21 protein-coding genes are annotated in these 20094 nt (G+C 59.1%); 10 read left to right on the top strand and 11 right to left on the bottom strand.

Annotated features, from left to right (window positions below; translation table 11 throughout):
* Positions 1–116 precede the first annotated feature (116 nt).
* Positions 117–1424, bottom strand: a complete 1308-nt coding sequence (locus SJY29_RS00460; RefSeq protein ID WP_400085516.1) for an ammonium transporter — start codon at positions 1422–1424, stop codon at positions 117–119.
* A gap of 22 nt (positions 1425–1446) precedes the next feature.
* Positions 1447–1785, bottom strand: coding sequence for a P-II family nitrogen regulator (locus SJY29_RS00455; protein WP_055297178.1), 339 nt, complete (start codon positions 1783–1785; stop codon positions 1447–1449).
* Between the two features lie 278 nt (positions 1786–2063).
* Here SJY29_RS00455 and SJY29_RS00450 point away from each other — a divergent pair, with 278 nt between their 5' ends.
* Entirely contained in the window at positions 2064–4223 is a 2160-nt protein-coding gene (locus SJY29_RS00450) for a transglycosylase domain-containing protein (RefSeq protein ID WP_400085513.1), read from the top strand.
* On the opposite strand, the gene SJY29_RS00445 is transcribed toward SJY29_RS00450, so the two are convergent.
* Positions 4220–4585 carry a hypothetical protein gene (locus tag SJY29_RS00445; protein WP_400085511.1) on the bottom strand — a complete coding sequence of 122 codons (366 nt, stop codon included), beginning with the start codon at positions 4583–4585 and terminating at the stop codon, positions 4220–4222. The genes SJY29_RS00450 and SJY29_RS00445 overlap by 4 nt on opposite strands.
* Before the next feature lie 182 nt (positions 4586–4767).
* Here SJY29_RS00445 and SJY29_RS00440 point away from each other — a divergent pair, with 182 nt between their 5' ends.
* Genes SJY29_RS00440 through SJY29_RS00420 form a run of 5 tightly spaced genes read left to right on the top strand, consistent with a single transcriptional unit; the run spans position 4768 to position 8337 of the window.
* Positions 4768–5229 (top strand): RidA family protein, encoded by a 462-nt coding sequence (locus SJY29_RS00440; protein ID WP_400085508.1) that lies wholly within the window; start codon positions 4768–4770, stop codon positions 5227–5229.
* A complete protein-coding gene (locus SJY29_RS00435) occupies positions 5226–5978 on the top strand; it encodes a glycerophosphodiester phosphodiesterase family protein (protein WP_400085505.1) in 753 nt (250 codons plus the stop codon). Before SJY29_RS00440 ends, SJY29_RS00435 begins: the two co-directional genes overlap by 4 nt.
* A 31-nt stretch (positions 5979–6009) precedes the next feature.
* Positions 6010–7194 carry a GNAT family N-acetyltransferase gene (locus SJY29_RS00430; protein ID WP_400085502.1) on the top strand — a complete coding sequence of 395 codons (1185 nt, stop codon included), beginning with the start codon at positions 6010–6012 and terminating at the stop codon, positions 7192–7194.
* Positions 7191–7490 carry a 4a-hydroxytetrahydrobiopterin dehydratase gene (locus SJY29_RS00425; protein WP_400085499.1) on the top strand — a complete coding sequence of 100 codons (300 nt, stop codon included), beginning with the start codon at positions 7191–7193 and terminating at the stop codon, positions 7488–7490. The genes SJY29_RS00430 and SJY29_RS00425 overlap by 4 nt, the downstream gene beginning before the upstream one ends.
* A gap of 1 nt (position 7491) precedes the next feature.
* Positions 7492–8337 (top strand): mechanosensitive ion channel family protein, encoded by an 846-nt coding sequence (locus SJY29_RS00420; protein ID WP_110279551.1) that lies wholly within the window; start codon positions 7492–7494, stop codon positions 8335–8337.
* Between the two features lie 32 nt (positions 8338–8369).
* On the opposite strand, the gene SJY29_RS00415 is transcribed toward SJY29_RS00420, so the two are convergent.
* Positions 8370–8624 (bottom strand): hypothetical protein, encoded by a 255-nt coding sequence (locus SJY29_RS00415; protein ID WP_400085496.1) that lies wholly within the window; start codon positions 8622–8624, stop codon positions 8370–8372.
* Between the two features lie 93 nt (positions 8625–8717).
* The gene (locus SJY29_RS00410; protein WP_110279549.1) at positions 8718–9209 is read right to left on the bottom strand and encodes a peroxiredoxin; all 492 of its coding nucleotides are present in this window, start codon (positions 9207–9209) and stop codon (positions 8718–8720) included.
* Positions 9210–9301: 92 nt separating this feature from the next.
* Between SJY29_RS00410 and SJY29_RS00405 the strand changes: the two genes are divergently transcribed.
* Together SJY29_RS00405 and rsmD are read left to right on the top strand one after the other, a co-directional pair.
* A complete protein-coding gene (locus SJY29_RS00405) occupies positions 9302–10516 on the top strand; it encodes an NAD(P)/FAD-dependent oxidoreductase (protein WP_400085494.1) in 1215 nt (404 codons plus the stop codon).
* Positions 10513–11070 carry a 16S rRNA (guanine(966)-N(2))-methyltransferase RsmD gene (gene rsmD, locus SJY29_RS00400; protein ID WP_400085491.1) on the top strand — a complete coding sequence of 186 codons (558 nt, stop codon included), beginning with the start codon at positions 10513–10515 and terminating at the stop codon, positions 11068–11070. Before SJY29_RS00405 ends, rsmD begins: the two co-directional genes overlap by 4 nt.
* A gap of 19 nt (positions 11071–11089) precedes the next feature.
* On the opposite strand, the gene SJY29_RS00395 is transcribed toward rsmD, so the two are convergent.
* The 6 genes from SJY29_RS00395 to SJY29_RS00370 all read right to left on the bottom strand — a co-directional run bounded on the left by SJY29_RS00395 (position 11090) and on the right by SJY29_RS00370 (position 17583).
* Positions 11090–11947: a 4-(cytidine 5'-diphospho)-2-C-methyl-D-erythritol kinase gene (locus tag SJY29_RS00395; RefSeq protein WP_400085488.1), complete on the bottom strand. Its 858-nt coding sequence runs from the start codon at positions 11945–11947 to the stop codon at positions 11090–11092.
* A complete protein-coding gene (locus SJY29_RS00390; protein WP_400085485.1) occupies positions 11934–13628 on the bottom strand; it encodes a tetratricopeptide repeat protein in 1695 nt (564 codons plus the stop codon). Before SJY29_RS00390 ends, SJY29_RS00395 begins: the two co-directional genes overlap by 14 nt.
* A gap of 276 nt (positions 13629–13904) precedes the next feature.
* Positions 13905–14411 (bottom strand): hypothetical protein, encoded by a 507-nt coding sequence (locus SJY29_RS00385; protein ID WP_400085482.1) that lies wholly within the window; start codon positions 14409–14411, stop codon positions 13905–13907.
* A complete protein-coding gene (locus SJY29_RS00380; protein ID WP_400088795.1) occupies positions 14408–15649 on the bottom strand; it encodes a bifunctional folylpolyglutamate synthase/dihydrofolate synthase in 1242 nt (413 codons plus the stop codon). Before SJY29_RS00380 ends, SJY29_RS00385 begins: the two co-directional genes overlap by 4 nt.
* A gap of 29 nt (positions 15650–15678) precedes the next feature.
* Positions 15679–16614, bottom strand: coding sequence for an acetyl-CoA carboxylase, carboxyltransferase subunit beta (gene accD / locus SJY29_RS00375; protein WP_400085479.1), 936 nt, complete (start codon positions 16612–16614; stop codon positions 15679–15681).
* A 60-nt stretch (positions 16615–16674) separates the two neighbouring features.
* On the bottom strand, positions 16675–17583 hold the full coding sequence (locus tag SJY29_RS00370) for a lysostaphin resistance A-like protein (protein WP_400085476.1): 909 nt from the start codon (positions 17581–17583) through the stop codon (positions 16675–16677).
* A 107-nt stretch (positions 17584–17690) separates the two neighbouring features.
* Between SJY29_RS00370 and ilvD the strand changes: the two genes are divergently transcribed.
* Together ilvD and SJY29_RS00360 are read left to right on the top strand one after the other, a co-directional pair.
* The gene (ilvD, locus tag SJY29_RS00365; RefSeq protein WP_110279541.1) at positions 17691–19424 is read left to right on the top strand and encodes a dihydroxy-acid dehydratase; all 1734 of its coding nucleotides are present in this window, start codon (positions 17691–17693) and stop codon (positions 19422–19424) included.
* Between the two features lie 4 nt (positions 19425–19428).
* Positions 19429–20040 (top strand): dihydroxy-acid dehydratase, encoded by a 612-nt coding sequence (locus SJY29_RS00360; protein WP_400085472.1) that lies wholly within the window; start codon positions 19429–19431, stop codon positions 20038–20040.
* Positions 20041–20094 lie beyond the last annotated feature (54 nt).

Below are 20094 nucleotides of genomic sequence, written 5' to 3'. Positions count from 1 at the left end.
ATACGTTTATTCGAAGAAATGACGGATCAGTTCCGTAAGGTGGATAGGATATCCACCGCCCCAACAAAAAAGCCCGGGCGCGAACGCCCGGGCTCTGGAAAGCTAATGGGAGGGCATTAGCCTTTCGAGAAGTCAGGATAGGCTTCCATACCCAGCTCAGCCATGTCCAACCCGTTGATCTCGGCCTCTTCGGTGACACGGATACCCATGACCCCTTTGAGGATGGTCCATACAACCAGCGAGATGACGAAGGTGAAGACACCGTAGGCGATGATACCTGTGATCTGCGCACCCCAGTTACCTGTGTAGAAGGCAACAGCAAGCGTACCCCAGATACCTGCGAAGAGGTGGACAGGGATCGCACCGACGACGTCATCGATCTTGAACTTGTCGAGCAGTGGCACAGTGAAGACCACGATCACACCACCAACAGCACCGGTCAGCAAAGCACCGAAGAGCGATGGTGCCAGAGGCTCGGCTGTGATGGAGACCAGACCGGCAAGCGCGCCGTTCAGAACCATCGTGAGGTCGACCTTCTTGTACAGGATCTGTGTCAGGATCAGCGCAGTCACCGCACCGGCAGAAGCTGCCATGTTGGTGTTTGCAAAGATGCGGCCAACGTCTGTGATGTCGCCAACAGTACCCGCAGCCAGCTGCGAACCACCGTTAAAGCCGAACCAACCCAACCACAGGATAAATGTACCCAGTGTCGCAAGAGCGAGGTTCGAACCCGGCATTGGCACGGTTTTGCCGTCCTTGTACTTGCCCAGACGTGGACCAAGGATCAGCGCACCAGCCAGAGCAGCCCAGCCACCGACAGAGTGTACGATTGTGGAACCGGCGAAGTCGGAGAAGCCCAGCTCGGACAACCAGCCGCCGCCCCACTGCCAGGAACCTGAAATCGGGTACATCAGACCTGTCAGGATCACGACGAAGATCAGGAACGGCCACAGCTTGATACGCTCGGCCAATGCACCCGATACGATCGACGCGGTCGCCGCAACGAACATCAACTGGAAGAAGAAGTCGGAAGCAACGGATGCGTAATCCAGAGCGGCGTCAGACGCGGAAAGGCCCACCGGCTCAAGCACGGTTGGTACAAAGTTCAGCGCGAAGTAGCCGTTGAAATCGCCCGGATACATCAGGTTGAAGCCTACCAGCCAGTACATGATGGCTGCAATCGAGAAGAGAGCGATGTTCTTGGTCAGCTGCATCGCGACGTTCTTGGAACGCACGAGGCCAGCCTCCAGCATGGCAAAGCCTGCCGCCATCCAGAACACCAGAAAGCCGCCCACAAGGAACAGCAATGTGGTCATGATGTACGGGCCGATCTCGTCAAAGCTCGGCGCGGCATCCTGCGCCAGCGCGAAAGTCGGAAGCAGCGTCAAGGCTGCGCCAACTGAAAGATATTTCGTCAGTTTCATAGTTTTGTCCCTCGTTCCGCGATCAAAGCGCGTCATCATTGGTCTCGCCGGTCCGCACGCGCAGCGCACTTTCAACGTCGAGTACGAAGATCTTGCCGTCGCCGATCTTCTCGGTCTTGGCGGTGGTTGCGATGGTGGACACGACCTGCTCGGCCATGCTGTCCTGCACGACGATCTCGAGCTTGACCTTTGGCACGAAGTTCACCGCATATTCTGCGCCGCGGTAGATCTCAGTGTGACCGGATTGTGAGCCGAAGCCCTTGATTTCAGACACCATCATGCCGCGCACGCCAACGGTGGTCAGCGCCTCGCGGACCTCCTCGAGCTTGAACGGTTTGATTGTTGCAATGATGAGTTTCACGTTCTTCCCCTTGCAAATACTACTGCAGGCCCAATTTCGGCAGCGCCCGCTTGCAGGGAGACAAAGAGCCCGCCATCACCCCGGCGACAAGATTTCGCGCACTGCTGAACAGGGGGTTAACGCACCACTTTGCACATTTTTTGCACAAATTGGGCGCTTAGCCTAAATTTTAGGCGGCATAAAAAGGCTCATGCGCCGACTCATCCGCGCTCTACATTCTCAGTCAGGCAGGCTATAGTGAGCAAAAATCAGACCCAAAGCAGTCAATCGAGCGGATCATGAGTGGAAACGGCAGAAAGCGGCCCCCTTTGGTGGCCGACAAACGCTATACAGCAAAACCTGCGGCCAAGAAGGCCACGGGACAGAGCAAGAAGCCCGCAAAACCGGCGGCCCGGCGCAAGGCAGCGCCCAAGCGGGCCAAGCCGCGCGGCGTGATCGGCTGGATCCTCGCGCCGTTTCGCTGGATGATCCGCCTGATCTGGGCCCTGTCTTGGCGGGTGGGCCTCGTGACGGGTCTGATCATCGGGGGCTTTTCGCTTTATTTCGCGTCGCAACTGCCGGATGTTTCAGAGCTGATCGACGGTCGCACACGCGGATCTGTCACGATGACCGATGTGTCAGGCAGTGTTTTTGCGTGGCGTGGCGACCAGTTCGGCGGGATGGTCACTGCCGAAACCGTGTCGCCCTATTTGCACAATGCTGTTGTCGCGACCGAAGACAAACGATTCTACCGCCACTTCGGGATTTCGCCCCGTGGTATCGCCTCGGCCGTGCGGATCAACCTGCGCGAAGGGCGCGGCCCGCTTTCCGGCAACGGGGGGTCCACGATCACACAGCAAACTGCCAAACTGTTGTGTCTCGGCGTGCCGTTTGACCCAGCGGTCTGGGAGAGCGAGCGCGCCTATGAGGCCGATTGCCGCCAGTCATCGCTTTGGCGCAAGGCGCGCGAGGCGGTGTTCTCGGTCGGGATGGAAATCAAATACACCAAGGAAGAAATCCTCACGATCTATCTGAACCGCGCCTATCTGGGTGCGGGCAGCCGCGGGTTTGAGGCCGCAGCCCAGCGCTATTTCGGGATTTCCGCAGCCGAGGTGAACCCCGCACAGGCCGCGATGCTGGCCGGATTGCTGACAGCGCCTTCAGCCAATGCCCCCACGCGCAACCTGCAACGTGCCCAAGATCGCGCATCGGTCGTGATCGGCCTGATGGAAGATCAGGACTATCTGACGGCGGAACAGGCGCGCAATGCCCGCCTGAACCCTGCGACACTTTCTGATGCAGCCCGCGCCAGCTCTGGCGGGTTCTTTGCCGATTGGGTGATGGATAGCGGACCGGAGTTCTTTACCCGCAACACGACAGAGGATGTGATCATCCGCACGACACTTGACCAGCGCATTCAGACCGCCGCTGAAGAGGCGCTGTTGCAGGTGTTTGCCAACGAAGTGCGCGAAGGGTCCGAGGCGCAGGCCGCAATTGTCGTGATGTCGGCCGATGGCGCCGTCCGCGCCATGGTTGGCGGCCGCAACATTAGCGCAACAGGTGCCTTCAACCGCGCAACACAAGCTCTGCGGCAAACCGGCTCGGCCTTTAAGCCCTTCATCTATGCTGCAGCGCTTGATCTGGGCATGTCGCCCTATGACATGATCGACGATGCGCCGACGTGCTGGCAGCGGCGCGGCTCGCCCAACTGGTGCCCCGAAAACTATGATCGTGAATTCTTGGGGCCGGTCACGATGGTGGACGCGCTGGCTACCAGCCGCAACATTCCTGCGATCGTGCTGTCCGAAGAAGTCGGCCGCGAACTGGTGCGCAATGTTGCCGCCGGTTTCGGGATCGAGGGCGATCTGGCTGCGGGTCCCGCCTTGGCGCTTGGCGTTTCGGAAAGCACGCTGCTGGATATGACAGGTGCGTTTGCGGGTATTCTCAATGGTGGGTCCGCGGTGACACCTTATGGCCTGACAGAGTTGCGCTTTATGGGCGATGATACTCCGCTTATGGACGCGCAGGACGCAGGCATCGGCGAAAGGATCATCCGCCAAGAGGCCGCGCGCCAACTGACATGGATGATGACAAAGGTTGTCGAGGAAGGCACCGGAACGCGTGCGCGCATTGACGGCTGGCAGATCGCGGCCAAGACCGGCACGACCCAAGGGTCACGCGATGCGTGGTTTATCGGTTTTACCGGCGATTACGTCACCGGCGTCTGGATGGGTTACGATGACAACCGGCGTCTGACAGGCGTAACGGGCGGCGGCCTGCCTGCCACGATCTGGCGCGAAACGATGCAGCGCGTCCTGAGCGGCCAGCAACCCACGCCCCTGCCGATGAGCATCCCGCAACGCCCCTTTGCAACAGGTGTACTTGAAAGCCAGGGCGGCGAAGCACCGGCGCAGGATATCCTGAACCTACTCGACAGCATCCTGACGGGGACGAACTAGGAGTCCGGGGCCTCACACCGGTCATAGCGGAACGCATAGCCGCTCCAGATCATGTAGAGTCCGGTGCCTTGCGCATCGGGCATCAACATCGCGCGCTCGGTCCATGCCTCGCCCTCGCCCGAGCATTGCATCTCGTAGATCGTGGCGTTCATATCCTCGACCTCGACAGGGTTGATCATATGACACTCGACCTCGACGCCGTAGAAGATATTCTCTTCGATCTTGAGCGATCCGCCATCCACACCGACCAGCGCACATTCCGCATTCGCCGTCTGCTTGTAGACGCCATCATAGGGGCTGGCCCAAAGGGCAGCAGGCAGAAACGCCAGCCCAAAAGAGATATCGGTCAAACTCAATCGCATCAGAGTTGCATCTTTGCGCAATTCCGGCCGCTGTTTCAATCTTCGATCTTGCCCAAAGGGCAACAGGACGCACACCCCTGTGCAAAAGGGCGACACTTCGGTTTCCCCAAAACAGCCCCGAGTGACGATTGCGCCCTGCCGGTTTGCTCGCTAGCGTGCGCGCGAATGACAGGAGAACGACCATGAGTGTAATCGAATCCAAACTTGCCGAATTGGGCGTAACCTTGCCTGATGCCCCAGCCCCTGCAGCCAACTATGTGCCCTATGTGGTCGCAGGCGACATCATTTATGTCTCAGGCCAGATTTCGGCCAATGCCGATGGTATGATCAAAGGCAAGCTGGGCGCTGATATGGAGGCCGAGGCTGGTGCCGAGGCGGCCAAGACCTGCGCGATCAGCCTGCTGGCACAACTCAAGGCCGCCTGTGGCGGCGATATCGACCGGTTGGTCCGTGTTGTGAAACTGACAGGTTTCGTAAATTCGACCGCGGATTTCGGCGACCAACCCAAAGTGATCAATGGCGCGTCCGACTTTTTGGTCGCCGCCTTGGGCGACAAGGGCCGCCATGCACGATCAGCGGTCAGTGCGGCTAGCCTGCCCTTCGGCGTCGCTGTTGAAATCGAAGCGATCTTCCAGATCAAATGACACTGCCTGCGTCCTTCTTTGCCCGCCCCATCACCCACCGCGCCTTGCATGACCGCAAGGCGGGGCGGGTCGAGAACAGCCTCAAATCCATTCAGGCCGCTCTTGATGCCGGATACGGGATCGAAATGGATGTGCAGCTGACCAGCGACGGTCATGCAATGGTATTCCATGACGATACCCTGGATAGATTGACAGCAGAATCGGGGCCAGTGCGTGATCGCACGCGTGCTGCGTTAGAGGAAATCCCACTCACAGATGACGGCGGCACCATTCCGTCGCTGGAGGCCGTGCTGGACTTGGTGGGTGGAAAAGTGCCGCTGCTGATCGAGATCAAGGATCAGGATGGCGCAATGGGTGAAAACGTGGGACCGCTGGAAAAGGCAGTCTGTGCAGCCCTTGCCGACTATACCGGCGATGTTGCGTTGATGTCGTTCAATCCTCATTCTGTGGCCGCTTGCGCGCAATATGCGCCCCACATCCCACGCGGAATCACGACCTCCAGCTATGAGGCGGTCTTCTGGCCCGAGGTCCCCGCCGGAACCCGAGATGTGCTGCGCGAAATCCCCGACTACGACCGCGTCGGCGCGTGCTTTATCAGCCACGAAGCCACGGACCTTGACCGCCCGCGTGTGGCCGAGCTGAAAGCACAAGGGGCGCATATCTTCACGTGGACAATCCGCTCTCCCGAGGCTGAAGCAAAGGCGCGGCGGATCGTGGATAATGTCACATTCGAGGGCTACTCGGCTTGACGCCGCAGCCGATGCACACAAGTTGCAAGGTATGAGCGACGCACCCATCGAAATCACCGCGCACCCGACCATCAACGCGATTGACGCGGCAGAATGGGATGCCTGCGCTTGTCCCGAAGCGGCAGATGGCCGCCCCGATGATCCGTTCACAACACATCGCTTTCTGAAGGCGCTAGAGGACAGCAGATCGGTCGGCCCCGGCACGGGCTGGCAACCACGGTATCTGACCGCGAAACAGGATGACGTCATGATCGCGGTCGCCCCGCTTTATGCCAAAGGGCATAGCCAAGGCGAGTATATCTTCGATCACAACTGGGCCCATGCCTATGAAAATGCAGGTGGACGGTATTACCCGAAACTTCAAATCGCGGTGCCGTTCACCCCGGCCACGGGGCGGCGGTTTCTGACCAAACCGGGGTTTGAGGCCGCGGGCATGTCGGCACTGATCCAAGGGGCAGTGCAGATTGCCGCCGATAACGAACTATCGTCCGTTCATGCCACGTTTTGCACCGAGGCCGAGGCGCTTGCTGGTGCAGAAATGGGCCTGCTGGCCCGCATCGGGCAACAGTTTCACTGGGTAAACGATGGCTACGCCGACTTCGACGCCTTCCTTGGCTCACTTTCCAGCCGCAAACGCAAGAACATGCGCAAGGAACGCAAAACGGCGAATGAATTTGGCGGCGAGATCGTCTCGCTGACGGGCAACCAGATCAAGCCCGAACATTGGGATGCGTTCTGGGTGTTCTATCAGGACACCGGCAACCGCAAATGGGGCACGCCCTATCTGACGCGGGCGTTTTTCGATTACGCGCAGGAAACGCTCCGCGATGATATGCTAATGGTGCTGGCCCTGCGCGACGGGCGGCCCGTTGCGGGGGCACTGAATTTCATCGGGCGCGATACGCTTTACGGGCGCTACTGGGGCTGTATCGAGCACCACGATTGCCTGCATTTCGAGGTCTGTTACTATCGTGCGATCGACTATGCGATCCAACACGGACTGGGCAAAGTCGAGGCCGGCGCGCAAGGCGAACACAAACTCGCACGCGGGTATCTGCCCGTCGCCACCCATTCGCTGCACTGGTTCGGCGACGCAGGATTCAAAGACGCCGTCGCCCGTTACCTTGAGGCCGAGCGCGAAGCGATTGATCACGAGATCGAGGTGCTGACCAGCTATGGCCCGTTCCGCAAATCCAATATGGAGGACCACCAATGACCGACAAACTGACCGCTGCCGAGCACAAGGAAATGATCGAGCCACTGCTCGCCAATGGCTGGACGCTCGCCGAGGGCGGCGAGGCCATCCATAAGGAATTCGTCTTTGCCAACTTTGTCGAGGCCTTTGGTTTCATGACACGCGCCGCGATCTGGGCGGAAAAGCTGAACCACCACCCCGAGTGGTTCAATGTTTACAAAACCGTGAAGGTGACCTTGACGACACATGACGCAGATGGCCTAAGCGCGCTGGACGCCAAACTGGGCGCGAAAATGGACCAACTCGCCGGAGGCTAATGTGGAGCAGCTACTCAATACCGTGATCTGGAACGGCAATACGATCGGTGACCTACTGACGATCCAGTTCCTTGCATCCGCCGTCGGCAGTGTGCTGGCCGTCGTAGCAATCCTGTTCGTGGGCTTTTTGCTGGGCGGTTGGGTGCGCAAGCGCCTGATCGGGCTGGGGCAGTCCTATGCGCATCTGGATATCACGCTGTTCAACTTTCTGGGGAACGTGGCGCGCTATATTGTTATCGGCTTTGCGTTCCTCTTCGTACTCAACACCTTTGGTGTACAGACAACATCGGTTGTCGCGGTCATCGGTGCCGCCGGTCTTGCGATTGGTCTGGCCTTGCAGGGCACGCTGTCGAATGTCGCGGCCGGTGTCATGATTGTGTTCTTCCGCCCCATCAAAATCGGCGATTTCGTCGAGGTGAACGGCCAGATGGGCACGGTCAAGGAAATCACGCTGAACTACACAGAACTGGCAGCGGTGAGCAACGTGCAGATCATCATCCCCAACAGTCAGGTCTGGGGCAACACCATCGTGAACTATTCCAGCTATGACACCCGCCGTGCAGAGTGGATTTTCGGTGTGGCCTACGGGGCTGATCTGAAGCTGGCCGAAGAGACAATCCGCGAAACCATCATGTCCGACCCGCGTTCAAAGACGGACCCTGCACCGTTTATTCAGGTGAACAATCTGGGCGATTTCTCGGTCGATTTTCTGGTGCGCGTGTGGTGTGCAAGCGGCGATTACTTTGCCTATCAGGCCGATATGAAGCGCAAGGTAAAAGAGGCGCTGGACGCAGGCGGCATCGAAATTCCGTTCCCGACACGGACTGTGATGCAAGTGAACGGCTAAGAGGCCAAGAGCCGCCGTGCGATTATCGTACACTACGTGCGGTCATCTCGCGCGTTATTGCTCTCTTCTGGTTCGTTATAGCCGCTGGGATCAAAATCACTCGGATCGTACCCCTCGTCATCCTCGGCGATACCTGTGACATGCGTCGTGCCGGTCTCTTCGTCGTAGACAAGCCCGTATTTCGCGCGGCCCTCTGACTTGTAACGCCGGTACTCATGAATACCGGCGTAGATAAACACCAGAATAAAAGGCACGATAAGCGCGATTGCGATCAGTTGGGGTTCCATCAGGATCGGCCTTGCATCCGGAGTGTCATGGTAACGGGCTGCACCGATACGCAGAATGACACTGCCCGCCGATACGGGCAGTGTCGGTGTCGCTTAGTCCAATTGCGCCAGGAGCGTCTCGCCAGCAGATATTTCACAAACGCCGGGGCCCTCTTCCTCGTTGAGGATTTTCACAACGCCGTCTTCAACCAGCATCGCATAGCGCTTGGAGCGGTCGACAAACCCGACGGGGCCTGCGCTGAAGTTCATGCCTATAGCTTTGGTAAATGCACTTTCCGCGTCAGCCAGCATCGTAATACCGGTCTCGATCGCACGGGTGCTGTCGCCCCATGCTTTCATCACAAACGGATCGTTTACGGACACGCAGATGATTTCATCCACTCCCTTTTCCATGAACGCATCATAGGTCACCATAAAGCTGGGCACGTGCGCGGTTGTGCACGTGCCTGTATAGGCCCCCGGCAAACCAAAGATCACAACTTTGCGCCCTTTTACCTTGTCAGAAAGCTGTACCTGCTGTGGGCCTTCATCGCCCATTACCAGCAATGTTGCATCTGGCAGCGTATCACCTGTCTTGATTGTCATAAATCTCGCCTTTGTTCCGAATTGTCTCTCCGTCGCATTCTCATATAGAGTGCAAAAAGCCAACAGCCAGTCACATAAAGAGGTGAACCCCCATGACGCACGTTGTTATCGTCGGAGCAGGACAGGCAGGTGCATCACTGGCTGCGAAACTGCGCACCGTTGGGTTTGAGGGGGACATCACTATGATCGGTGCGGAAAAGGTGCCCCCCTACCAGCGACCGCCGCTGTCCAAAGCCTATTTGCTCGGCGAAATGGCCGAAGAACGGCTCTATTTGCGGCCTGCGGCCTTTTATGACGAGCACAGGATCAACTTGCGTCTCGATACCCGCGTGACAGAGATAGATCGCGCGGCGAAAACGATCCGGCTCAGCGACGATACACATCTGTCCTACGATGAGCTTGCCCTGACCACGGGCGCCCATCCGCGCACCCTGCCCGCATCCATTGGCGGCATGCTGGACGGCGTTTTTGCCGTGCGCGATCTGAGCGATGCAGATGCGATGGCCCCTGCGTTCACCGCAGGTAAGCGGGTGCTGATTATCGGCGGCGGGTATATCGGGCTTGAAGCGGCGGCGGTGGCGTCGAAATTGGGGCTACAGGTAACGCTGGTGGAAATGGCAGACCGGATCTTGCAGCGGGTCGCGGCCCCAGCAACGTCCGACTACTTTCGCGCCCTGCACCAAAGCCACGGGGTTGATATTCGCGAAGGTGTCGGGCTTGAGCGGCTATTGGGCGAAGATCACGTCACCGGCGCGTTGCTGACCGATGGCACGACGCTGGAGATTGATTTTGCGGTTGTCGGCGTGGGGATAAACCCCGCGAGTATTCTGGCCGAAAGTGCAGGGCTTGATGTGGGCAACGGCATTACAACGGACAGTCACGGACGCACCTCCGATCCGCATATCTGGGCCGCTGGTGACTGCGCATCGTGCCTGTTTCACGGCCAGACCATCCGGCTTGAAAGCGTCGGAAACGCGATTGATCAGGCCGAAGCAGTGGCAGTGAATATCGCGGGTGGCGATGCGCCTTACGTGCCAAAGCCGTGGTTCTGGTCTGATCAATATGACTGCAAACTACAGATCGCAGGGCTGAATTTGGGCTATACGGATGTTTATGTCCGCAAGGGCGACGCGCCCGGTGTGCAATCGCACTGGTATTACAACGGCGACACCCTGCTGGCGGTCGATGCCATGAATGATCCGCGCAACTATATGATTGGCAAGCGTTTGATCGAAGCAGGGCGCAGCCCTGATCCAGCACTAATCACTGATCCCGCAACCGACATGAAAGCCTTGCTGAAACCGTGAGGATCATCGGCGGCACTCATCGCGGCACGGGCTTGGCCTCTGTCGGCCATGGCGATGCGGCCGCGCATTTGCGCCCCACCACGGACCGTGTGCGCGAAAGCCTGTTCAACGTGCTGCAAGGCGGGCGTTTCGGTGATCCGATCAACGGCGCACAGGTGCTTGATCTGTTCGCAGGTACCGGAGCGCTGGGGCTTGAGGCGCTGTCACGCGGAGCGGCACATGTCACATTTGTCGATAACGGGCGCGTGGCACAGAAACTGATCCGCGAGAATATTGCCAAACTACGCAGGCAGGACGATACGACGGTACTGGGCACAGATACCGCGAAGCTGCCACAGGGCACGCCCTGTGCGCTGGTCTTTCTTGATCCGCCCTATGATCAGAACCTTGGCGGCAAGGCGCTGGCCGCGGCAAAGGCCGCAGGGTGGCTTGCCCCTGACGCCCTGATCGTCTGGGAGGAAAGCCGCGCGCAGATTGCACCGCAGGGGTTCACCACATTGGATCAGCGACGCTATGGCGACACATGGGTCACGTTCCTACGTAATAACGCCTGACACAAAACGCTTTGCCTGCCTAAAGCACCTCGGCTGGCGCCACCCACCAATCCATTTTGGCGACCTGAACGATGCGCGCCACCTGACGCGCGGTGGCCATATCTTTGACCAGTCCAAAACACGTAGCCCCTGACCCCGACATGCCCGCGACTGATACCGCAGGCAGGGACCGGAGCTTGGCAATCGCCTCGGTGATCTGGGGGGCGATGGTCTCGGCGGGGGCTTGCAGGTCATTGCGCTGCGCCAAGAGCCAGCGGACAAAACCGTCATAGTCGAGTGAGGCTGGCAGTGGCATCATCGGGCTGCCCTGTTTCGTGGCAAGGCCCTGAAACACCGGACCCGTCGGCACCTCGACAGAAGGGCGTACCAAGACCAGCGCACAGGATGGCAATTGCGCGACCGGCGACAGCACATCACCGATCCCTGACATGCGCAGCGGGCGCGGTGATGACACGCAAACAGGCACATCCGCGCCAAGCGCCAAGACCTCGGGCATCATGGCGGGAAGCGGCGCGACGTCCCAAAGCTCTGCCAACATCGCCAGCGTCGTCGCGGCATCCGATGACCCGCTGCCGATGCCTGCCGCGTGGGGCAGATGCTTTTCTAAGGTCAGAGAAGCCCCTTTTGTGACACCCCGTGCTGCGCGCAGCACCTCTGCGGCACGCATCATCAGATTTGTATGGTCTGTGGGCACGCCGGTCGAAAAAGGACCGCTCACAGAGATCCGCAAATCCGAAGCAATCGTCGCGCTAAGCTGATCTGCAACGCCCGCGAAGACCACCAGACTATCCAGCAGATGATAGCCATCGTCCCGCTGTCCGGTGACATGCAGGGTCAGGTTGACCTTGGCGGGGGCGCTGGCCCTAATCGTCGCCACTGGCAATCCGAATGGGGGCGCGCCCCTCATCGACCAAAACCAGATCTAACCCACGCTTCAACTTGTCACGGATACGCAAGGCCTCGTCAGCCTCGGGATCGAACGAAAGGGCGCGATGCCACTGGAACCGCGCTTCGGTCTCGCGGCCAACCGCCCAGAATGCGTCTCCCAGATGATCATTGATCACAGGGTCCACCGGTTCGAGCGAGGCGGCCCGTTCGAGATGGAAAACCGCCTCTTCATACCGGCCCAGTTGGAAATAGACCCACCCCAGACTATCCACTATAGCGCCGTTATCGGGCCGCTCTGCAGCCGCTGTTTCAATCATCTCCAGCGCTTCATCCAGCTTTTCACCACGTTCCACCAGCGAATACCCAAGATAGTTCAGAACCTGCGGGTGATCGGGGCGCAACGCCAGTGCCGCACGGAAATCTGCCTCGGCATCCGGCCATTCATCCATGCGGTGATAGGAAATGCCCCTTGTATAATACACGAACCAGCGCGGATTCTGGCCTTCGTCATAGAGATCCAGTGCGGTGGAGTACGCGGCGATTGCCTCGTCATAGCGCTCCGCCTGCCGCAAGGTATCGCCTTTGGTGGCATAGACTTCAGGCAATTCGGGGTGACTACGCGTCAGAGCCTCAAGCACTTCGATCGCCGCATCCTGCCTGCCAGCAGCACGCAGCACCTCGGCCCGACCCAACTCAGCGGCCGAAAAAGAGGGATCGTCGCGCGCCACAGATGCAAAAGCGGTATTGGCAAGATCATGCTGTTCAAGTTCTTCAAGCAAGCGCGCTGTCATAAGAACCGCAGCGGTATTTTCAGGCCAAAGGTAACTCGCCGCACGGGCGTACATCAGCGTGAATGGTGCCGGTGCGTCTTCCTGCACGATCCCCGCAATAACATGGCAGAGATCGCCGAGCCCTTGCGCAGGTGTGCGCACGGCGGTGTAGGCCACAGCTTCCTCCGCGGCGATCCTGGCGCGTAAATCGGCAATGCCGGGATCAAGCTGATCGCCAAAGACACCGTCGATGATCGCGAGCGCATCGTCGTTGCGTTCAAGCTGGCTCAGGATTTGTGCGTGGGCGATAGCACTCTGGCGGCTGTAACGCATTCCCCCAGGGACCTGCCCCGAGAAAATGGTATCGGCGCCTTCGAAATCGCCCACAGAGGCCAGCGCATAGGCTTTGTGCGTCAGCCCGTAGATCATCATGCCCTCTGCCGCAATCACAGCGTCAAAGCTCTCGGTGGCGCGGGTCATGTCGCCCTCGCCCAGATAGGCCCAAGCCTTGGCCAGACCATCCACCAACGGTCCGACAGAGCGGCCTGCTTCAAGCGTGTCGAGAACACCCTGCCAGTTGCCCGCTTTGGCGCTGGACATCATCAAAGTCAGGTTAGCGACCTGGCTTTCGTACCCGCGTGCCGCGATATTTTCCGCGATCGGCAGCGCCCGTTCGATATCGCCCAAGGCGATAAAGGCGGTCATTGTATTTTCAAGCAGCGCCGGTTCAGCAGGATCCGAAATCAAAGCGCGGGACAAACGCCGCGACGCTTCGGCAAAGTCATTCGCCTGCAGGGCCTGCCGCGCCGCAAGGTAAGATCCTGCATCGGTATCTGCGAAACCCGGACCGCAGCCCAAAATGGCGACGGCCGTAATCGCGCCGAAAAATGATCTCTTCACTACAGTCAAACCTGAACCTCTATTGTTGTTATCGCACCCTAAGCAGGGAAAGGCTTGCATGCAAACGGCACAAAGTAAGGGTGGCAAATTGTTGCGGGTCAGTCGGGGAGAACCGGAAGATACAAAATTTCGGAAAACAAGAAGACAGGCCATTACGGCCCGCCTGCTCGCCCTGCCAAGACTGCTCGCACACGCCTTTTAAATATAGCGCTTCACGTTAGCAGTGACACTAAGCGATAAGGTGATTCGCAGTCAAGTAACTGATTCGCGAATCGATCAACTTGTCGGGGCGTAAACCCGGCAAAGCGGATCGACGGGGACAGGGCTGACCAAAAATGGTGTTTCCGGCGGCATGCCACTTTCTTCAACCCACCGCCCGTTGAGGCAAAAATCCTGCGCGTGGTTGCCAAGGTTGAACCCGAAACCGGGGTTGCCACAGTCCGTCGCCGTGCCGTCGGCGTTCCAAGCCTGCGAGACGCCAAGACCCATTTCACCCGGCGTCAGAAAAACGCTGCGCGCGGGATCATAGTTAAGAAACCAGCTCGCACCCTGTCGCATTGTGTCGAGGTCCCATTTGCCCAAAAGCCGCTGGTCCTGGTATCCGGCAATCCGGAACAGGGTGACATCATCTTGCGTGATCAGGGGTTTGTTCAGTGCGGCCGGCGTGATCGACATCTGACCGGTCATTGTGTAGCCGTTCGCCCCTTGCCAGCAGAAATAGAAATCTGCGGCGTTGGCAGAATTCGCCAACAATGAAAGCGCAACAGCAACACCTCTGATCAACCGCTATTCTCCCGCATGACATGCCCCGCCAGATAGAGCGATCCGCAGATCAGGATCCGTGCGTCGGGCGCATCCTGCTTGATCGCGACGATTGCCTCTTGAACACTGTCGGCAATGCGGGCCGGTAATCCAACCTTTTCCGCCTCTGCAGCGGTTGTCGCCGCAGGCAATGTGGCTTTCTCGCCGGGAATTGACAGGGCGGTCAACGATGTCGCGACACCGGCCAAGGGGCGCAAGTAGCCGCCAATATCCTTGGTGTTCAGCATCCCGCAGATCAGATGCGTCGGACGCGACGGCTGGGCCCGCAGGGTCTCGGCCAGCGCCTGCCCTGCCGCGGGGTTGTGCCCACCATCAAGCCAAAGCTCGGCGGGTGCCGCCAGAGCGACCAAGGGCCCTTCTGTCAGCTTCTCCATCCGCGCAGGCCAATACGCGCGGGTCAATGCCGCCTCGCAGGCTGCTTCGTCTTTGCCCAGTACGCGCAATGCGGCAATTGCCGCCCCTGCGTTCATGACCTGATGCGGGCCGGGCAGGTTTGGCAGCGGCAAGTCCAACAGGCCACGCTCATCCTGATAGATCAGCCGGTCGCGCTCGACACTCACATGCCAGTGCTGGCCATAGGCGAGAAGCGGCGCGCCGAGCGCTGCCGCCTTTGCTTCGATCACATCCATGCTTTCGTCATGCTGCGGACCAACGACACAAGGCACGCCACGCTTGATGATGCCCGCCTTTTCGCCCGCAATCGCGGCCAGCGTATCACCCAGATATTGCTGGTGGTCCAAATCGACCGGCGTGATGATCGTGATAGCAGGGTCTGCGATCACATTGGTCGCATCCAGACGACCGCCAAGACCGACTTCAAGCAATGTGTAATCCGCAGGCGTTTCCGCGAAAGCAAGAAGCGCTGCAACTGTTGTGATCTCGAAATAGGTGATCGGATCGGGGCCGTTCGCTACATAGCAACGGTCCAGCACCTCCGTGAGCACCTCTTCCGTGATCAGCGTTCCTGCAAGCCGGATCCGTTCGTGAAAGCGCGCCAGATGCGGAGACGTATAGGCATGCACGGATGAACCGCCCGCCTCCAATCCTGCACGGACCATCGCTTGGGTCGAACCCTTGCCATTGGTCCCTGCCACGTGGATCACGGGGGGCAAACGGTCTTGGGGGTTGCCCACGGCCGCCAGCAGGCGCCACACACGATCCAGGGTCAGATCGATGACCTTGGGGTGCAAGGCCATCATCCGTTCAAGGATCGCGTCCGAGGTCCGGCTCACTTGGCCTCTTCTTCCGCCGCAGCGGTTTCCTCGGTGGCTTCCGGCTTGATCTCTGGTGCGGGCAGATCACCTTTCACCGGTGGGTCCTGCCGCATCAACAGGCGCACGATGGTTACCAGTTCATCCTTCAGTTCGGTCCGCTTTGTCACGCGGTCCAACATGCCGTGATCCAGCAGATATTCCGCACGCTGGAAACCTTCGGGCAGTTTTTCACCGATTGTTTGCTCAATCACCCGCGCACCGGCAAAGCCGATCAACGCATTCGGTTCGGCAATCTGCACATCACCCAGCATCGCGTAGGATGCGGTCACGCCGCCCGTAGTCGGGTGCGTCAGGACCACGATATAAGGCAGCCCGGCCTCTTTGAGCATCTGCACCGCGATAGTGGTGCGAGGCATTTGCATCAGGCCAAGGATACCCTCCTGCATACGCGCGCCGCCCGCAGCAGAAAACAGGATCAACGGGCATTTCAGCGCAATGGCGCGTTCTGCGGCAGCAACAATCGCGTTGCCGACATACATCGACATCGACCCGCCCATGAAGGAAAAGTCCTGCACCGCAACAACAACCTGCGTGCGGCCCATTTCGCCTTCGGCGACCAGCATCGCATCTTTCTCGCCGGTTTTCTTGCGGGCTTCCTTGATGCGGTCGCTATAGCGTTTCTGGTCGCGAAAATGCAGCGGGTCTGCTGTGGGTTCAGACACCGCAACCTCGACAAAGACGCCGCCATCAAAGATGGACCGCAAGCGGTCACGTGCGCCAATCGCCATGTGATGATCGCAGTTGGTGCAGACATTCAGGTTATCCGCCAACTCGCGGTGAAAGAGCATCGTGCCGCAGTCGTCACATTTCGTCCACAGATTGTCCGGCACCTCGCGGCGTGAAAACAGCGAGTTGATCGTGGGGCGAACGTAGTTGGTAATCCAGTTCATAAGTGCGGCCTTTAAGGTCTGTTCACGGTCTGAAATATGACGCCACGTCGCGAAATGCAATCAGCGCCGGAGCGCAATTCGTGCCGCAAGCCACATGATCAGGACCGAGGTCAGCATTGTCAGCAGCTGAAACACGATCCACGGCGACAAGAGTGCCTCTATGCCATAAGCATAAAGTGCCGGGTCCTCATAGGGATAAAGGAAAAGCGCCAGCCCGGATGAGGGCCAGCCCTGCACCCCGACGACAAGCAGTGCAAAGACATTGTTCGCCATGTGCAGACCAACCGCAGCCCCCAGGTTACCGGTGCGCGCGGTCAGATCGGCACAAGCGATGCCCAGCGCAGTGGCCCAGATCGCCCAGAGCACCCCTTCGGCAGCCCCGTTGCCATTCCAGAAATGCAATGCCCCGAACATCACGGACGGCAGGACCATCCACGCCCATGGGCTATTCGAGATGCAGGCGCATTGTTGTTGCAGGTAGCCGCGAAAGAACATCTCTTCAGTGCCGACCTGTATCAGCACCGCCACCAAAGCGAGCGGGATGAGTGACGCCCAGACCCCGAAATCGCGTACCTCGGCCAGATCGGCGGGGTTGATCCATGGTGGCAGAAACTCGAACACAAAGAGCCAGATCGCCACCGCCCTGCCAACGCGGATCAGATCGCGCCTGGCCGCATGCGCTGGTCCGATCAACGACCAGAACCCGCGACCATGCAACAGCCGGAGCAGCACCAGAAATCCGATGGCAGAAATTCCGAAGGACGCAAACTGCGCCAGCGTGCCAAAAGCTGTCGTGCCCTCATAGAACGCATCGACTGCCGCGTCGCTGGGTAGAAATGCCGTAAAGATCGTCGGTGACACCGCGAAAACAATCTCGAAACAGACGATCATCACAAGGATGCGCCACGTCTCGCGCGCAGCCCAAGCGGGTCTGATAAAACTGCGGTGGGCTTCGTAGGGATGGCGCATGGCGTGACCCTAGCGCAGTTACCAACCGCCGCAACCAGCTTTGGAGGGCTTGCGCCGGACCTGCCCTCTATTTAGACCGTTTCCAAAGCGTTTGTGAGGAGATTGAAATGCCCAAGGATCAAGTCGACAAGACACACCTGCCCAGCCGCCACGTGACCGAAGGCCCGTCACGCGCGCCACACCGGTCCTATTTCTATGCGATGGGGCTTGATGAAGAGGCAATCAAGCAGCCTTGGGTCGGTGTCGCAACCTGCTGGAACGAAGCAGCCCCTTGCAACATCTCTCTGAACCGTCAGGCGCAGGCTGTGAAACTGGGCGTGAAAAAAGGTTACGGTACACCCCGCGAGTTCACCACGATCACCGTCACTGATGGTATCGCGATGGGCCATGAAGGTATGCGCTCCTCCCTTGCATCACGCGAAGCGATTGCGGACACCGTTGAACTGACCATGCGCGGTCACTGCTATGACGCGATTGTGGGTCTCGCGGGCTGTGACAAGTCCTTGCCGGGCATGATGATGGCGATGGTGCGCTTGAATACGCCGTCCGTTTTTATCTACGGTGGTTCCATCCTGCCGGGCCGTCTGGACGGCAAGGACGTGACCGTACAGGACGTTTTTGAAGCCGTGGGCAAACACCAGGCGGGCAATATGTCGGATGCCGAGCTTGAAGTGCTGGAACGCGTGGCCTGTCCATCTGCGGGTGCCTGTGGTGGCCAGTTTACCGCCAACACCATGGCCTGTGTGTCCGAGGCAATCGGCCTTGCGTTGATGAACTCCTCCGGTGCCCCTGCCCCCTATGAATCCCGCGATCAATACGGCGTAGCGTCCGGCGAGGCGGTGATGAACCTGATCGCCAAAAACATCCGCGCCCGTGATATCGTGACACGCAAATCGCTTGAAAACGCGGCCCGTGTGGTCGCCTGCACCGGCGGGTCGACCAACGCCGGTCTGCACCTGCCAGCGATCGCCCATGAGGCCGGTATTGATTTCGACCTGATGGATGTCTGCGACATTTTCCGCGACACGCCTTACTTCGTAAACCTCAAGCCCGGTGGCGATTATGTCGCCAAGGACCTCTACGAAGCCGGCGGCGTACCGGTTGTTCTGAAAGAACTGCGCAAAGCGGGTCTGATCCATGAAGACTGCATGACCGCCACAGGCCGCACGATGGGTGAAGAACTTGATATGATCAAAGGCGATGCAGATGGCACCGTGATCTATCCGGTCGAGAACCCGATCACCCCGACAGGTGGTGTTGTGGGTCTGCAAGGCAACCTTGCCCCTGAAGGTGCGATTGTAAAAGTGGCGGGCATGGCCAGCGACGAGCAGGTCTTTACCGGTCCTGCACGTGTCTTCGAGAGTGAAGAAGAGGCGTTTGCCGCTGTCAAAGCCCGCGAATACGAGGAAGGCGAAGTCATCGTCATCCGCAACGAAGGTCCCGCAGGTGGCCCCGGTATGCGCGAGATGCTGGCAACGACTGCTGCACTGTCAGGTCAGGGCATGGGCAAGAAGGTGGCACTGATCACCGACGGCCGTTTCTCGGGCGCGACACGCGGGTTCTGTGTAGGTCACGTAGGACCAGAGGCCGCACATGGCGGGCCGATCGGTTTGCTGGTCAATGGCGATGTGATCACCATCAATGCCGTCACAGGGGAGCTGAGCGTTGATCTGACCGACGAAGAGCTCGCGACGCGCAAGGCCAACTGGAAGGGCCCCAAAGAGACCATCTATGCTTCGGGCGCGCTGTGGAAATATGCGCAACTTGTCGGTGGCGCACGGCTTGGGGCGGTGACGCATCCCGGTGCGAAAGCCGAAAAACACATCTACATGGATCTGTAACGGGATGATCCGTGCCACCGCTGTCGTTTTCGGGGTGCTAGCCATGACGGCCTGCACCCCGATTGATCAGGTGACACAGTCTGTTTCGCTTGGTCAGGGCGCTGTTATTGCCACAGCGCCCGCTGGCTATTGTGTTGATCCTCGATCAAGCCAACTTGCAAAGGATTTTGCGATGTTGGCGTCCTGCGCCACATTGGGCCACAGCACCGCCGCGCCCGAAATCGTGGGTATCGCAACCATACAGGTGGGCCCCCCCGACAGCGGGCGCATTGCCACGGACGAAATCGGCCTGCGGGATTTTCTCATCACGGATGACGGTGTCCGCCTACTGACGAAAGCCAACAATCCCGATGCTGTGAATGTCCTGTCCACGCAGGCCTTCAATGATCAGGTCATGATCCATTTCACCGATCAGGGACCACCACCGCTGGACGGTCTGCAACGGGAAGAATGGCGCGCCTTTGCCAATGTGAACGGCCGACTGGTTACTATCGGTGTGCGCGGTTTGGCGGCATCGCCACTTCAGGACGGACCGGGGGCGACCTTGCTCAAACAGATCCTTGCGGGTGTACAGGCGCCACCCGCCGCGGCGACAGACAGCCCAGCCGAAATCTGAGCAGTTTTCATCGCGCGTTTTGTTTGGCAAACTTGCCCTTTTGATAGAAGAAGA

It is taken from the genome of Yoonia sp. R78084, assembly GCF_044595625.1.
GTDB lineage: Bacteria > Pseudomonadota > Alphaproteobacteria > Rhodobacterales > Rhodobacteraceae > Yoonia.
The sequence above is the reverse complement of the archived record's forward strand: the minus strand, read 5'-3'. Positions and strand labels throughout refer to the sequence as shown.